This window comes from Bradyrhizobium sp. 179 (assembly GCF_023073535.1).
In the GTDB taxonomy this organism is placed as follows: domain Bacteria; phylum Pseudomonadota; class Alphaproteobacteria; order Rhizobiales; family Xanthobacteraceae; genus Bradyrhizobium.
This window is the reverse complement of sequence record NZ_JADPJR010000044.1, coordinates 24,063-37,482: the sequence shown is the minus strand read 5'-3', so window position 1 is coordinate 37,482 and position 13,420 is coordinate 24,063. Positions and strand designations below refer to the sequence as shown.

The following is a 13,420-nucleotide window of genomic DNA, read 5'->3' as shown; positions in this document are numbered from 1 at the left end:
TCATGAGTACCGCGCAAAAAGGCCGAACACATGGCTGCTTCGACCAACGCCGCAAGTGAAGATTCTCCTTGCCAACCCGGAGCCGTCCACACATGGCCCATCGCTGCCCGGTGAGATGCTCGTTTAGACGTCAGCTGCCGGGTGTAGAGCGGAAACGCAATCCACTCGCCTGAATCACCGATTTTGACCCGCAACGGCCGGACGGCGGAGCCGCTCGGGTTAGCCTGAAAATCAGAAGCTTTAGGAACGCTTTTGCTCGCCCCACGTATGCTTATTGGCTGAGTACGTGCCATGCGGCAAGGTCAGACGAACGCGCCGATTCGATGCCCCAAGTGCAATCGGCCCACCCGGTTCGTTGAACGCCTCTGGAGCCTCAAAACCTCTAGTTACGTCCACATCTACCAATGCGAGTGCGGGGAACTGGTTTGGGACGACTGTTGGACGTTTCCGACCTCGCTGGCTGAATTTGCTTTTTCCGAATCCAATTTCGTGGAGACAATGCATCGGGCGCGCTAACGTCTGCCATCACCGCTCGGTCCGTGGCATTTATCGGTGACTGAGAGCCGCAATGCTCCCGCCTCCCATTAAAGGGAGATAGCGATGGAAGATCGGGCTGGGCCTTTTTCAGAGCCCGAATTGACAATCGTCGAGCGCTACAAGCGCGCCGCGCTCGACGGCATGAATACTGCCGAAATCCGCCAGTTGATCAAAGACATCGAGGACGAGATCGGAAAGCCTTGAACCTAAACTCCGATCGCCCAGACCAATCGCTACTGGAGGATTGCAGTTTCCAGTTCCAGCGCAGCGCCACTGAGCATTATTCGGCTCGGTGGCGTTTTCGTTGCGGTAGTCGGCCTTGTTCCAGCGCGGCCTGGGCCGGCAACGATTAAGACGTGGAACTCTTCTGAACCTCAGCATTTTACCACCATGCCGGGATATTTCTTCCACGTTCACGAAATCGAACCGAGTGCCGACAGGCACGGTGAGGAACTTGCTGACGACGAAGCGGCATGGCGAGAGGCCACGACGTTTGCTGGCCAGCTTTTCAAGGACATTGATGGTAGGTTTCGGCTGGCCAACAGTGGCGGTTAGAAGTCACAGACGAGGCCGGAAAATCGCTGTTTCAGATTTGCATAAGCTCAAAGAAGAAGTAGGGCCGCTCACGGAATCCGGCAAATGAGCCCCGAAGAATATCTTGAACAAGCGGAACACTACCGCAAAGCTGCGGACGGCATCCCTTGAACGCCTCGACCCGCTATCACCTTCAAACGATGGAACGGGAATACAGGGTCTTGGCCCAAGTGAAGCGGCGCTGCGCAGCTCGATCGAAACGGCTGAAGCATTAGCGCAGGTAAACCCCAAGCCCGATCAAGAGTAAGGCCGCGCCTCTTTCCGGTTGGACGCGTCTGCAGATGGCCCGTAGCTGCCTCGCCCGACCATCCAAGGACGGTCTGCTTTCAGGTGGAGCGCGGATTCAGGCAGTGAACTCTCTTCACTTCAGCATGTGACCCGTATGGTCCGGCCGTGCGGTGCAAGAAGATTTCGACGATCCGGTAGATGCGGTCTTGCATCAATGTATCCGGCCCTGATTGGAGCGCAGTGCTCCGGGCCATCATGGATATCAGCGCGCACGTGATCTGGTTAGCGGACAGGCCTCGACCGGGCCATTTGGGTCACCAGGGTTCGCATGCGCCGGGATGACCGATTCTCCATCGTCGTCTCATCCTCTCGCAGACCTCGGCCGGTAAGGTGTTGTTACGTCATCGATGGCTCCTCACTTCGCGCTGTTCCTTTGTTCGTGCCTGGCGGTCGTAACTTCGTCCCGGCCTGCGCGCGCAGACGCGCCGCGCGCAAGGGGCCGTCAAGCCCGGCCGTCGTGCTGTCCTGACGTCTTGCTCTACGCTGCCAGGCTGCGCCTTGACGGCGCCGCGCGCGGCGCGAGCATCAAGCAGGTCGGGACGCCGTCTCCTCCGTGCTGACGCACGTAAGGCGCGTCCCTTGTTGAGGACCGCCCAGGCGATCCGGGCGAGCTTGTTGGCGAGCGCAATCGCCAGCACGTTGTGGTGCAATCGTTTCTTGGCGGCTTTGATCCAGGAGTCGAGGCCATAGCGCTCCCAGCACCTGACCTTGACCAGCACAACCCACGCGGCTTGCACGAACAGCGCGCGCAGGTAGCGATTGCCGCGCCTTGACATACTGCCGAGGATCGTGCGGTCGCCGGTCGATATCTGCTTCGGCACCAGTCCAAGCCAGGCGCCGAAGTCGCGGCCTTTCGAGAACACGTCTCCAGTGCCGATGGCGGCCACCATTGCGCTCGAGATGATCGGGCCGATGCCAGGCACCGTCATGGGTCGCTGGCAGGCCTGATCTTGACGGGCCAGTGTTTCGATCTCGCTCGATAGCCCCCCGATACGCTCATCCAGCCGGCGCCAATCTTCCGCCAGACCCTCGATGATGCGCAACATGCGAGGCGAGAGCACATCAGTGCGAGTTGCCAAGATACCCGGCAACTCGAACCGCAGGGCATGCAGGCCTTGCCGCACGGCGATACCCCGCTCCAGCAGGAACGCACGGATCTGATTGATGGCGCCGGTGCGCTGACCGACCAATCGATCGCGGACGCGGTGCAGTGCCTGAAGGTCGAGTTGATCGGCCGTCTTGGTCGCGACGAACTTCATGGTCGGGCGTTGGACAGCCTCGGCGATGGCTTCCGCATCTCGGAAGTCATTCTTCTGTCCCTTCGAGTAGGGGCGGACGTATTTCGCCGTTATCAGGCGAGCGTCGTGGCCAAGCTTTTGGAGTTTGCGGCTAAGATGGTGGGCGCCGACGCAGGCCTCCATACCGATCAAGCACGACGGCAGGTTGGCGAGCCGCGTTTCCACCTGGCCGCGTGACCACTTCTGCCGCAGAACGATGGCACCGCGGTGATCATGACCCACGATGTGGAACGAGTTTTTGCCGATATCGATGCCGATCACGGCGATCGCTGCGTTGAGTTTCTGAGACATGGCGTGCTCCTTGTCTTGAGCGCCCCTTGTCAGCTTCTCGTGCTGGAAGGGCCGGAGCACGGCCGGACCATCCCATTAGCTGCCCTTCGCTGCTGCAGGCGCTCGAAAGCCCTCGCTGAGGCAATGAGCCTGACGTGTTGAAAGCCGATGTTCGGCCATGGTAGATTGCCATTTTATCCCGAATACTCTGAAGCCGTCCTAGTAGTGCTTTTTGTACTGTGGAGGACATTTATGCGAAGCTCTCGCGCAATGGCAATTCGCGGGTATTGAGATCAACCACCTGCTGAAAAAACAGATTCAGAAGCGGCGCCATGCGTTCGAGATTGTCAGGGGTTACACCGAGATAGATCGACATTGGCCGTTGCCGGAGCTGCCGCAGATCAAAATCGTTGGCGGATGTGGCAGCATCGATGCGGGGATTGAGCCAAAGGCCGAGCCTCGCGGTCACGGTCTTTCGCACCGAGTTCATGGTGTTTTCGGAAGCCGCGAGGAAATCGTTCAACGCCGTGACGCAATGCCGCGACAGTGGCGACGGGCCGGACTTGCGAGCGGCGATGATCTTATCAAAATGTGCCTTGAGGTCGGAGGCCGCGGACAGCTGGTGCAGGATTTCGCCGATCGTCAATGGAAGACCCGGCGTTTCCGCGACATAGCCGCCGATCGCGACAAAGGCCGAACGTGCGGCCTCGAACCAGAAGGGATCGCCGCGGCTTTCGGCCGGAAACAGCATGACAGAGATGGTCATAGAGGTCTGCGGGATCGCTGCGCACATAGCTCAGTGGATTGTAGCGCGCGGTGCGACCATTCTCGTCCAGCGGATCGAACAGATAGATCTCCTGCCGGTGAGCCGCTCGAAACCCCGCGGAACGATCCCAGTTCTCCTTCTTCACATCCAGCACCACGACTGAAATCCGGCCAATTGAGCAGGTTCGGAATGACGTAGCCGACGCCCGTCCCGGCGGGAGGAGATCGCCGACGCGCTGGGCAGAACGTGGACCTATTTCATCCGCTGCCCAATCTGCGAAAAGATGCTGGATGTGCGCGACCTGGGCGAGGTGATCTCCCACCTCCATGGCGGTCTTACGCCGGTTCGGATACTTGCTCTACCTCAAACCGGAGATTGAGCCTTAAGAACCGGGCCGCTGTCATGCGGACCTCAATGGCTAGGTTCCGCGTCTCGGCTCCGGGAAGCACATCCTTGGCGAGGTCAGCCATTGCCTCCGAGGCGAGAAGCTTCACCTTCGCAAAGGAAGAGATTTCAACGCCATCCTCGTCTCGGATGAAGCGGTCACTGTCTCGGGTGTCGAAGTAGAGAGCCATCGGCTTGAAATTCAGGAACCTCGGACAAGGTCCACACTGGCAGACTCGTTCTGCGATTTCACTAACCTAAAGCAACGGGCCAGCCCGGCTACTTCGAGATCACGGAACCTGATACGTTGCATCATCCCGGGGCTGGAAAGCCGCCGCCCGATCCATCTTAAGCGAGCGCTTTTTGCTTCTGAAAAACGAAGGGCCCCAGCTCGGGGCTGACCAGCTGAGGCCCTTGCCAGCAGCGCGTACTCTACGCTGCGCGAATCATTGCCATCTGACTGTCACAAATCATAGTGTCCTAATTCAGATTTGCGAGGTGTCCCAATTAGGACAGCACCGACCAACCTATGGTCGCGCTAAAACCGCTGCTACAAGCTTGGCGGCTTGTATCGAGGCGCCTCCCGGGACACGGGCCAGCCTCCCGCTGGATGCGATCTGCGCCCTCGAGATACGCCCCCTCTGGAAGCTGGAAGCCTCTCTCAGGTGCCGATCGTGCGCACCGCCCCCACGCGACGCTCACCTTCAGCCAGATGCGTGAGATGGGCCTGTGCGGCGTCCTGGTCTATTGCCATTGCGGCCATCCCATCGCTCTGATCGCTGGCCGGACGATGTTCGCTTGTCTGATATCGAGCCGCGCTTCGTGTGCGGCGGATGCGGCAGCCGCGGAGCTGAGGTCAGGCCAGATTTCGATAGCGGCAGGCCGCCGCAATTTGCGATTCAGAGATGAAGCATTCCCGCCCCTGCCTGCGTGAGCCTGCGCCGGGACGGTAGACACAAAAGGGCGGCCTCAGCGCTGGGCGCAGCCGAGGCCGCTAGGGTCTGCTCCGGAGCTCTTGGGGACACCGGAGCAGAGACCCCAATTGCCGAAATTGCCACTTGTTCCCGACTCGTAAAAAGCTCCCAAAGTCCTTATCCTTCATCCTTCGCCCATGCGTATGGCGTACGAGCTCTGCCTGGCCACGGCCGGCAAGCAGGTCCCGGACGAACCGGACTGGATCCACGAAGTGAAGCACGACGGCTACCGGATGCTGGTCATTCGGGAGGGCAAGCGCGTGCGTCTACTCTCCCGCAACGGGACCGACTGGACGAAGCGATATCCCTGGATAGCTGAGGCAGCGGTGAAGAACCGGCAGAAGCGCTTTGTGATTCATGGCGAGGCCGTGATCCTCGGGGTGCATGGCATCAGCGATTTCAACGCGCTGCACAGCCGGCTATACGACCACGAGGTGCAGCTCTACGCCTTCGATGTCCTTGTCATGGGCGGCGATGACCTGCGTTCGCTACCCCTTCACCTGCGGAAAGCAAACCTGCAGCAGCTATTGGCGCGCCGCCCGGACGGGATCAGTGTGGCCCCCTTCGAGCGAGGCGAGATCGGGCCTGACCTGTTTCAGGCAGCCTGCCGCATGGGCCTGGAAGGTCTGGTCTCTAAGCACCGCGATAGGCCGTACCGTGGCGGTCGGCAGAAGCACTGGATTAAGGTGAAGAACCGGGCGCACCCCGCGATGGAAAGGGAACTGTGATGGCTTACAAGGCAAGGCGCTCGCGAGACAATGGCGAAGAGATCAGGCGTGACGTGGGTGACTCCTGATCGCGTTCCCGACATCCACACCGGCGAACCATGGTCCGAGATGGCGGTTGAAGACTTGCAGGCCGCGTGGAAGACGGGTGCCAACCTCGAAGAGTTGAGCACATACCTTTGCCGCGACTGGGAAGACATCACCGAGAAATGCAAGGAGCTTGGCCTTGATCTGATCTATCAGCCGCAGCGCCGTCAGGGCTATCTCCAAAAACGGAAGCGCCAGGAGGAGAAGAAGTCCAGCGCGGGAGGATCGTGAAGATGGCTCGCCTCACCCCCGCCGAGCAGATCGAGCAGAGCTACGACGACACCATGAAGGCGCTGGCCGACTATCTCACGCGCGAGCGCGACGCGGCGACCACCATCAATCGGCTAATCCAGATCCTTGATCGCGACAGCCTCCGCGACGCCATCACGGAGGTCCTGGTTGACGCACGCGTGCATCCAAGACCAAGAGCGGACGTCCCGGAGCGCGAATTATGACCGTTTGGATTCGCGATCAGGGCGAGGTTCTGAAGGTCTTTGCGACCGAAGAGGTTGCGCAGGCATGGCTCGATGAGAACGACCCCGAGGGCGTCGCTTTTGAGTACGACGTGATACCGCCAGCGTGAACCTGCACCCGCAGAAGAGGCCGCCAACTGAGGCGGCCTTACTCTCTGTCTGTTCGGAGATTTAGGGGAGCCTTAGACGCCCAGCACCAGCATATACGCGAGGACCGTGGATAGAGCGCCCAATCCAACGATGGTGATTATGAAAACGAGGTCTGGCGCCGTCACGCTGCCCCCTTTGGTTTCGCAAATCACCTGAATCTTACGCTTTACTCCGGCGGCTGCAACCCCGGAGACGTAAGCCATTCGGTCATGTGAGCGCCGACCTCGTTTTGTTGGGCTCTACGCAGCAAGGCTTCCCGCTGCGGTCCATGCGGGAGCTTCTTGGCTTGCTCGCGCAGGCTTATCGCCTCTTCGGCAAGTCGCACTTCTAGCGGCGATGATTGAACGACCCGGCGGCGCAATCCCATGGTTTTCCTCCCATGATGATGAAAACCGACGATGAAACGCTGAAGTTCTGGGCCAGTTCCTGAAATCAGGCCACTGTGATTTTCAAACTAGGCCACTGAGGTCGGAAACAGGCCAGCGCCTAACAAACCTTGCGAAAGGATGGGCACGCAAGGCTGATCGTCGTCTGAACTGGCAACCATCTCCCCCGCTCCCCACCGGCGGGTGACAGAACGCCACGGTCCAGCCAAACGTCGCCGCGACATTGTCAGCACATCTTCACTTTTGCCGCCCTTTTGCCGGTGCGGGCAGCGACGCGTCATCCTATGCGCCGGTAGCGACGGGACCATAGTGGCTATCCGTCCGCCGAAAAAGACCGCCAACCGCGGCGGCCTTTACTGTCTCTCGATGATCGGTGGCGGGGCGAGATTCTCCGGCGGTGCCGGGTCTTTGACCTCCGCCCTGTGCGCCTTATCGAAGAAGCGGAGCGCCAAGATGTGCATGGCCCGGGCCTTCTCCGGGTCCGGTTCGGCTAACGCCATCCGCGATGCAATTTCGGCCTGCTTCAAGTAGTACTCAGCAGTCAGCACCATATTCCCCCCCTCGTTCCACCTCCTCCAGTGGAACGCTAGCGGCTTAAGTGCCAAAGTGAACATTAGTTCCAAGGGCGCCAAAAAAATCGGTCTACGGGACTAACCGGAAAGTCGTCTGGGGCGGGCGCGAAAAAAAGGGCGTCAGCACCGGGCAATGGGATGAGCTGAGACCTCCCAAAAAAATGGCCCCAGCTCCCAGGGGCTGCATTGGAGCTGGGGCCATCCGGGTCACGCTTGAGAAGGGTACCGGGAAAACGCGGAGCAAACTGTCAGTGCAGAGCGATCGCGAGGACGACTACCGCAACTAGCGGGTCCGCCGCCGTCTCACCAGCCAGTACACGCCGTATCCAATCGCGAGAATAGGAAGGCCTGCACCCGCGATTGGCCCGGGGGCTCCACTGACATGGCCCGGCTTGTTGTGGCCGAGCGCGTTGGAACAATTCCCATTGCCGTTGCAAGCCGAGGCGGGCGGCACGGTCGTCATCGCCAGGGTCAACCCAAATGCTGCTGCGGAAAGAACGCTCCAGGTGAGCTTCATTGGATCTCTCCTCTGCTGGCTTGGTGCTGCGAATTAAGGTTATTTAAAACTAATGCAACAACCAGAATTAACTGGCGTTATGAAGGCATTTGGAACGATTGAGGCCACTTCGCCCAACCGAGCATCTATCGGTGGTCGCCGTCTTTCGTGGTGATCCGAGCAAAGCCGGTGGCGCGCAAGGAACATCAAGTCATCTGATGAGCCAAGGAGGCATCATGCGTGATCAAGCGCGACAGGTGATTGAGACGCTGACCACTTTCAAAAGCATGCCTCCGAAAGCGGCCTTTGCGGCGGCTCATGGGCAGTTCGGCTGAGGGGCAGCTTTACGTATCCTTTTGATACGCAGAAACAAATTGCGCGTTGGGTACCTGGCAACTGAGGCGCCTTCAGTTTGACGCTTCCGAATCAGGCTGTCCCGTTCCTTCGGATTTCGCTCTGGCCTCAAAGGCCTCTTCGTCAGATTGCGGGCGTTTGCGGAGGAGGCTCAGCCAACCTTGCGCCACGCGCAACCAGGAGGCGCGATCGTCGTCGTTCCGGGCTCTGTCAGCTTCCTTCTGGGCCTCGGCCGCCTAGCGTCGGTACTCATCTTCATTGTGCATCTGGTGATTATAAAGCGAATTGGGATACTTCCCAAGTCAAACATGACGAGGCACGCCCCTACGCCACTCCGGAAGCCGCTGCCCGCAAGCTAGTTGAACTCGCCGCCAGCATCGAGCCGGTCCAGGACGGCCGCATCCATATCGAGAAGATCAACGCGCCGTTTCTCTACACAGTCAAAGCCAGCGGCGAGGAGTTTGGCGCCGGCATTCGTTACGCGGTTGATACACGAGAGCCGTACCGTGAAGCTACCGACGTGACTGCTCTCGCGGCATGTCAGCACATCTTCACTTTTGCCGCCCTTTTGCTTTTGGGTCATTCATCGTGGCGCCGGGATTGGCCGAGCTGGGACTGCTCGACGCACCCTGTCCGGTCGTAGCAGCCGGGGAATCTCCGCCCCCGCCTCCGGCACTGGATCCGCTTGCTCCGCTCGCTCCGCCGTCTCCGCTTCCACCTGCGCCCGCGCCGGCACCCGCGCCGGCGCCCGCACCGGCACCCGCGCCGCCCGCACCACCTGCCCCGCCTTGCGCCGAGGCTGCGGCAATCGATCCGAACACCAACGCGGCTGCTAAGGCAATCTTTGCGATTTTCATGTTGGTATCTCCTTGCTGAAGTTTGGAGAAACCGAAGGTCGCAAGGATCGTTCCTAACGTAGGGGCAAATCCAGAGATACTGCCCTAAGGGTCTATGCGGCTGACCTTCCAGAGCTTAAGCGCCGCTCGCGAGCAACCATCAACGATCGGCTCGGTTACAGCACCAAACAAACCCTGAGGTCGCCATGAACAAAGATCCCCCACTGACACCGGACGATTTCCCAATCGAAGTGCACAGGGAAAAGCTCAAGAACCAAAGGGGCGAGCCTCTTGCCTCTGCCGGGACAGAAGAGCTTGCGGGCGAGATCGCTGAGCGGCTTAACGAGCAGGCCTATCAGGAAGAGCAGGATCGTTGGTCGGCTTAGAAAGCTGGCGTGGCCGAGCCTTTGACGGCGGCGAAGTGATGCAGAGCGCCCAGAAGTACATCAACATTGCCGCTCTAATAGCCCTGGTTGGCTTGGTCTCTGTTTCAAGATGGGCTGGTTCTGATGAAACGGCCTGCGCCCGGCGTAGACCAGATTGACCGGTGCTGTCCTAATTAGGACACCCGCAGAGGGGAATTAGGACACCGGAGTTCTTCAGTTCGTTTGCTGAAACGAATCGCCCATAATTGTCCCTCATGGCCATACAGTACCCACTTGGCCCGGGACACGTCGTTAGATGCGACTATTCACGGGGAGGATTTCAGCCGCCCGAAATGGTGAAGGCACGACCTGCCGTCATCATTTCTCCACGTCTGCCGCATCGCGATGGGCTGTGTACTGTGGTACCGCTTTCGGGCGATCCGAATGACCACCCTAAATGGGACGTTCGCTTAGAGTTTGATCCACCGTTGCCGCAGCCGTTTGTCTATCCAGTGGCATGGGCTAAGTGCGACATGCTGGCGACGGTTGGATTTGGTCGGCTTGATATGTTCCGGACGGAACGGGACCAATACGGTAAGAGAAAGTATCTTCAAATCAAGGTTCCGGCCGCCGACCTGGAAAAAATAAGGGCTGGCGTCCTGTTCGCGCTGGGCATGGGTAACTTGACTTTAACCGGCGAATAACAATATTTCGCAGTGATTGCTCGCGGTGCGCCGTTGAGCCTCAAGACCCCGCGAGGGGCGGCCCTGCCAAGGCGATACCAAGCCCGGCAGGGCTTTTCTTTTGTGCCTTCCCTCGATGACGACTCGGAAGTTGCGGCAGGGAACCGGCTTATCGGCGACACCGGGCCAAACGATCTCAGCCTCTCAGCGACCGGTGGTCAGCCGCGGCGGGTTCTGGGACATCATCCAGAGCTCGATCGCTGCCAGGATCGCGACCGCCGCGCCGATGATCACATGCACCGTCATCGCGGTGGTTTCCTGGAAGCCCAATACCCAGGGCGAGACCAACGCCCACAAGCCGACGATGAGGTTCAGCCACTCCTCCCACGCCGCGAATGCCGCCAGCGCCGCGATCGCAAGGATCGCGATGGCGAGACCGGTGATAACGGCGTTTGGAGAGACCGTCCCGGCGTCGAAACCGAATACCCAGGGCGAAACGAACAGTACCGCGCCGAGGATCAGGTTCGCAACGTCACAAAACTTTGCGTTCGTCCAATGCATAACTCCCTCCAGTGGAGGTTTTCCATGCCGAATCAACCGTATGATCGCCGCGCCGGTTTCCATGGCGGCCCGCGGCATAATGGCAAGGGAGCGGTGGGCCTGCCGCGCCTGCCGCTGTTGCTGCTCCGCCGCGCCGACGTGATCGAATAACGATGCAGTTTGTTGCAGGGCCCGAGTCTCTTCCTGTGAAGGGTTTCGGATGCCGGCCGCTTGAGAGACGGCGCGGCAAGTTCGGCGGCCGGCGTCCGAAAGCCTCCAAGGAAACCGCGCTTGGGGAACGTAGAGCAGTGCGGCAGGCGCTATGGTGATTGAGTGCCGCGGGCGAGCTGTCTGATTTGGATCGAGCCGATGCAACGAGTCGTACGACGGTGAAGCGGCTGACTAATAAGCGGCGGGTGGTATCGAACGCGGTAGATTGTCAGACGATTTGCGGCGGGTGGAGGATATCTGGGTGCGCTCTGCCGTGGCCGTTCGAGAGCCGGCGAGCGCGAGGGGCAGATCTGCGGGATTGTGACGCGGTCATGAGGTGTCGATCCTGATGACGCTGGTTGGGGCTGTCGGCCGATGCCGCGGCGTTGCACCGCGGGCGAAGACCTCGATGATGATCATGTGACCGCCGCAGCATGGACAAGTCGGCTTGCTTGGATCGGCGGCCGCGGTGGGCTGGGCTTCAGGTTTTGCAACGGCGAGCAGCTCCCGCGCGTGCGACGTTGGCGGCGCACGCGCTTTTGGCGAACAGGCCGTAGTGGCGGATACGGTGCAAGCCTTTTGGCAGCACATGGATGAGGAAGCGGCGGATGAACTCGAAGGTCCCGAGCGTCATGCGCTTGTGCCGATTGTGGCCCTCAATCCGGTAGTCCTTCCATTTGAAGGTGACGCCCTGCTCGTCGACGGCGATCAAGCGGCTGTTGGCGATTGCGACGCGATGGGTGTAGCGCGACAGATAGGCCAGCACCGCCTCGGGTCCGCCGAACGGGCGCTTGCTATAGACCACCCATTCGCTTCTGCGCAGCGGCGCCAGATGGGTCGCGAAGGCCTGCGTGTCGGCAAGCAGGGCATGATCGCCGAAGAAGTTGAGGCCGGCCGCGTACGCCGCCATGAGCTTCTCCAGGAACAGCCGGCGGAACAGGCGGGAGAGCACGCGCACGGGGAGAAAGAATCCCGGCCGGCAGGACACCCAGCGCTCGCCGTCGGGCGAGATGCCGCCGCCCGGCACGATCATGTGCACATGGGGATGATGGGTGAGCGCCGAGCCCCAGGTATGCAGCACGGAGGTGACGCCGACGCGGGCCCCGAGATGCTTGGGGTCGGCGGCGATCGTCAGCATGGTCTCGGCGGAGGTCTTGAACAGCAGATCGTAGAGGACGGCCTTGTTCTGGTAGGCGATGTCGGCGATGGTCGCCGGCAGCGTGAACACGACGTGATAGTACGGCACCGGCAACAGGTCGGCTTCGCGGTCGGCAAGCCAGTCCTTCGCCGCGGCGCCCTGGCACTTTGGGCAATGCCGATTGCGGCAGGAGTTGTAGGCGATCGTCGTGTAGGCGCAGTCCGCGCAACGCGCGACATGGCCGCCGAGCGCTGCCGTGCGGCAACGCTCAATCGCCGACATCACCTTGAGCTGGTCGAGGCTGACATGGCCGGCATGGGCTCGACGCCATGCCGGACCATGGCTGCGGAAGACATCCGCAACCTCCAAGGCCGGGCGCGACACGCGCGCCGCGTCAGCCGGGCGGCCGGATCTCCTTGAGCTTGAGCGCGATGTGCTCCAGCGGGCTCATGACCTCGCTGATCGTCTTGGTAGCGACGCGGGTATAGAGCGCCGTGGTGTCGAGCTTGGCGTGACTGTCATTCGGCCTGCAATATTGGCTCTGACTCATTTCTGATGAAGTTCGCCGGCGACTGTGGTTCTTCAACGGAGAATCGGCGCCATGCGGACAGGCTTTCGAGTTTCATCGCTAGTACCAAGCGGCTTGGTGTTCGACGGCGTAAGTGATTCAGAGGATTCAGTTATTCTGGCTGTTCGGTCAGAGGCTGCGGACGCCCAGTGCCCTTTGTGTGCGACAGCGTCGCGCCGAATCCATAGCCGTTACATTCGGCACGTGGCTGATTTGCCGTCAGCGGGCAGAAAGGTGCGCCTCCGATTGCTCACGCGGCGCTTCACATGTGAGGTGCCGCATTGCCGCCGGCGGATCTTCGCGGAGCGGTTTGGGCCGACAGATCCATTGCTTGTTGTGGGCATCGATGACTGGGCGTTCCGGAGAAACCACCGATACGGAACGATCGTGTGCGATTTGGAGCGCCGGCGGATCGTTACCCTGCTGCCCGACAGAGAAACTGCGACCGTTCGAGCGTGGCTATCGGAGCACCAGCGATCAACATTGTGTCGCGAGATCGCGGTGGTGGATACGGCGAGGCAGCAGCCAAGGCGCTGCCGGACGCGATCCAAGTCGCCGATCGTTGGCATCTGATGGAAAATGCGAGCGCGGCCTTCCTCGATGCGGTGCGCCGCTCCATGAACAGAATCCGAACCGCAATCGGATCCGCCTTGCGGTTGTTGCACGTCCGGCAGGCATTCAAAATTAGGTTCCAGGCGTTTTCCAACGTTCCTTTCGGGACAAATT

Annotated in this window: 15 protein-coding genes and 4 pseudogenes; 8 read left to right on the top strand and 11 right to left on the bottom strand. The window is 60.4% G+C overall.

Annotated elements, in window-relative coordinates:
- Positions 1-624 precede the first annotated feature (624 nt).
- The 5 genes and pseudogenes from IVB12_RS10590 to IVB12_RS10575 all read right to left on the bottom strand — a co-directional run bounded on the left by IVB12_RS10590 (position 625) and on the right by IVB12_RS10575 (position 4,328).
- Positions 625-954, bottom strand: a complete 330-nt coding sequence (locus tag IVB12_RS10590; protein WP_247298572.1) for a hypothetical protein — start codon at positions 952-954, stop codon at positions 625-627.
- A gap of 1,034 nt (positions 955-1,988) precedes the next feature.
- Positions 1,989-3,008: pseudogene (locus IVB12_RS10585) on the bottom strand (IS110 family transposase); the annotation flags it as partial.
- Between the two features lie 229 nt (positions 3,009-3,237).
- The gene (locus IVB12_RS38065) at positions 3,238-3,753 is read right to left on the bottom strand and encodes a type IV secretory system conjugative DNA transfer family protein (protein ID WP_253075480.1); all 516 of its coding nucleotides are present in this window, start codon (positions 3,751-3,753) and stop codon (positions 3,238-3,240) included.
- Positions 3,754-3,820: 67 nt separating this feature from the next.
- A pseudogene (locus IVB12_RS38060) lies at positions 3,821-4,081 on the bottom strand (hypothetical protein); the annotation flags it as partial.
- A gap of 7 nt (positions 4,082-4,088) precedes the next feature.
- Positions 4,089-4,328, bottom strand: a complete 240-nt coding sequence (locus tag IVB12_RS10575; RefSeq protein WP_247298571.1) for a hypothetical protein — start codon at positions 4,326-4,328, stop codon at positions 4,089-4,091.
- Between the two features lie 920 nt (positions 4,329-5,248).
- Here IVB12_RS10575 and IVB12_RS10565 point away from each other — a divergent pair.
- The 4 genes from IVB12_RS10565 to IVB12_RS38150 are packed head-to-tail and all read left to right on the top strand — an operon-like array spanning position 5,249 to position 6,506.
- Entirely contained in the window at positions 5,249-5,839 is a 591-nt protein-coding gene (locus tag IVB12_RS10565; RefSeq protein WP_247298568.1) for an RNA ligase family protein, read from the top strand.
- Positions 5,840-5,887: 48 nt separating this feature from the next.
- Positions 5,888-6,154 carry a hypothetical protein gene (locus tag IVB12_RS10560; protein WP_247298565.1) on the top strand — a complete coding sequence of 89 codons (267 nt, stop codon included), beginning with the start codon at positions 5,888-5,890 and terminating at the stop codon, positions 6,152-6,154.
- A 2-nt stretch (positions 6,155-6,156) separates the two neighbouring features.
- Positions 6,157-6,378, top strand: coding sequence for a hypothetical protein (locus tag IVB12_RS10555; RefSeq protein ID WP_247298562.1), 222 nt, complete (start codon positions 6,157-6,159; stop codon positions 6,376-6,378).
- Positions 6,375-6,506 carry a hypothetical protein gene (locus IVB12_RS38150; protein ID WP_256464540.1) on the top strand — a complete coding sequence of 44 codons (132 nt, stop codon included), beginning with the start codon at positions 6,375-6,377 and terminating at the stop codon, positions 6,504-6,506. Before IVB12_RS10555 ends, IVB12_RS38150 begins: the two co-directional genes overlap by 4 nt.
- 779 nt (positions 6,507-7,285) lie before the next feature.
- On the opposite strand, the gene IVB12_RS10545 is transcribed toward IVB12_RS38150, so the two are convergent.
- The 3 genes from IVB12_RS10545 to IVB12_RS10535 all read right to left on the bottom strand — a co-directional run bounded on the left by IVB12_RS10545 (position 7,286) and on the right by IVB12_RS10535 (position 8,937).
- Positions 7,286-7,483: a hypothetical protein gene (locus IVB12_RS10545; RefSeq protein ID WP_247298559.1), complete on the bottom strand. Its 198-nt coding sequence runs from the start codon at positions 7,481-7,483 to the stop codon at positions 7,286-7,288.
- A gap of 304 nt (positions 7,484-7,787) precedes the next feature.
- A complete protein-coding gene (locus tag IVB12_RS10540) occupies positions 7,788-8,021 on the bottom strand; it encodes a hypothetical protein (RefSeq protein WP_247298557.1) in 234 nt (77 codons plus the stop codon).
- A 688-nt stretch (positions 8,022-8,709) separates the two neighbouring features.
- A complete protein-coding gene (locus IVB12_RS10535) occupies positions 8,710-8,937 on the bottom strand; it encodes a hypothetical protein (protein ID WP_247298580.1) in 228 nt (75 codons plus the stop codon).
- A gap of 459 nt (positions 8,938-9,396) precedes the next feature.
- Here IVB12_RS10535 and IVB12_RS10530 point away from each other — a divergent pair, with 459 nt between their 5' ends.
- Positions 9,397-9,576 (top strand): hypothetical protein, encoded by a 180-nt coding sequence (locus IVB12_RS10530; RefSeq protein ID WP_247298556.1) that lies wholly within the window; start codon positions 9,397-9,399, stop codon positions 9,574-9,576.
- A gap of 254 nt (positions 9,577-9,830) precedes the next feature.
- On the top strand, positions 9,831-10,259 hold the full coding sequence (locus tag IVB12_RS10525; protein ID WP_256467104.1) for a type II toxin-antitoxin system PemK/MazF family toxin: 429 nt from the start codon (positions 9,831-9,833) through the stop codon (positions 10,257-10,259).
- 183 nt (positions 10,260-10,442) lie between these two features.
- Here the strand turns inward: IVB12_RS10525 and IVB12_RS10520 are convergent, their stop codons facing one another.
- Positions 10,443-10,799, bottom strand: coding sequence for an SPW repeat protein (locus IVB12_RS10520; RefSeq protein WP_247298551.1), 357 nt, complete (start codon positions 10,797-10,799; stop codon positions 10,443-10,445).
- Positions 10,800-10,823: 24 nt separating this feature from the next.
- Here IVB12_RS10520 and IVB12_RS38145 point away from each other — a divergent pair, with 24 nt between their 5' ends.
- Positions 10,824-10,949: a hypothetical protein gene (locus tag IVB12_RS38145; RefSeq protein WP_256464538.1), complete on the top strand. Its 126-nt coding sequence runs from the start codon at positions 10,824-10,826 to the stop codon at positions 10,947-10,949.
- A gap of 369 nt (positions 10,950-11,318) precedes the next feature.
- Here IVB12_RS38145 and IVB12_RS10515 read toward each other — a convergent pair.
- Together IVB12_RS10515 and IVB12_RS10510 are read right to left on the bottom strand one after the other, a co-directional pair.
- Positions 11,319-12,510 (bottom strand): annotated as a pseudogene (locus IVB12_RS10515) (IS91 family transposase).
- Positions 12,511-12,520: 10 nt separating this feature from the next.
- Positions 12,521-12,676, bottom strand: coding sequence for a hypothetical protein (locus IVB12_RS10510; protein WP_247298548.1), 156 nt, complete (start codon positions 12,674-12,676; stop codon positions 12,521-12,523).
- A gap of 51 nt (positions 12,677-12,727) precedes the next feature.
- On the opposite strand from IVB12_RS10510, the pseudogene IVB12_RS10505 reads away from it, so the two are divergent.
- Positions 12,728-13,395: pseudogene (locus tag IVB12_RS10505) on the top strand (transposase); the annotation flags it as partial.
- Positions 13,396-13,420: the final 25 nt, after the last annotated feature.

What these genes read in the sequence shown, in the direction of transcription:
- IVB12_RS38065 (WP_253075480.1), bottom strand. Translation starts at nt 3,753, where the DNA reads ATGACCATCTCTGTCATGCTGTTTCCGGCCGAAAGCCGCGGCGATCCC.
- IVB12_RS10575 (WP_247298571.1), bottom strand. Translation starts at nt 4,328, where the DNA reads ATGGCTCTCTACTTCGACACCCGAGACAGTGACCGCTTCATCCGAGAC.
- IVB12_RS10565 (WP_247298568.1), top strand. Translation starts at nt 5,249, where the DNA reads ATGCGTATGGCGTACGAGCTCTGCCTGGCCACGGCCGGCAAGCAGGTC.
- IVB12_RS10555 (WP_247298562.1), top strand. Translation starts at nt 6,157, where the DNA reads ATGGCTCGCCTCACCCCCGCCGAGCAGATCGAGCAGAGCTACGACGAC.
- IVB12_RS38150 (WP_256464540.1), top strand. Translation starts at nt 6,375, where the DNA reads ATGACCGTTTGGATTCGCGATCAGGGCGAGGTTCTGAAGGTCTTTGCG.
- IVB12_RS10545 (WP_247298559.1), bottom strand. Translation starts at nt 7,483, where the DNA reads ATGGTGCTGACTGCTGAGTACTACTTGAAGCAGGCCGAAATTGCATCG.
- IVB12_RS10540 (WP_247298557.1), bottom strand. Translation starts at nt 8,021, where the DNA reads ATGAAGCTCACCTGGAGCGTTCTTTCCGCAGCAGCATTTGGGTTGACC.
- IVB12_RS10535 (WP_247298580.1), bottom strand. Translation starts at nt 8,937, where the DNA reads ATGACCCAAAAGCAAAAGGGCGGCAAAAGTGAAGATGTGCTGACATGC.
- IVB12_RS10530 (WP_247298556.1), top strand. Translation starts at nt 9,397, where the DNA reads ATGAACAAAGATCCCCCACTGACACCGGACGATTTCCCAATCGAAGTG.
- IVB12_RS10525 (WP_256467104.1), top strand. Translation starts at nt 9,831, where the DNA reads ATGGCCATACAGTACCCACTTGGCCCGGGACACGTCGTTAGATGCGAC.
- IVB12_RS10520 (WP_247298551.1), bottom strand. Translation starts at nt 10,799, where the DNA reads ATGCATTGGACGAACGCAAAGTTTTGTGACGTTGCGAACCTGATCCTC.
- IVB12_RS38145 (WP_256464538.1), top strand. Translation starts at nt 10,824, where the DNA reads ATGCCGAATCAACCGTATGATCGCCGCGCCGGTTTCCATGGCGGCCCG.
- IVB12_RS10510 (WP_247298548.1), bottom strand. Translation starts at nt 12,676, where the DNA reads ATGAGTCAGAGCCAATATTGCAGGCCGAATGACAGTCACGCCAAGCTC.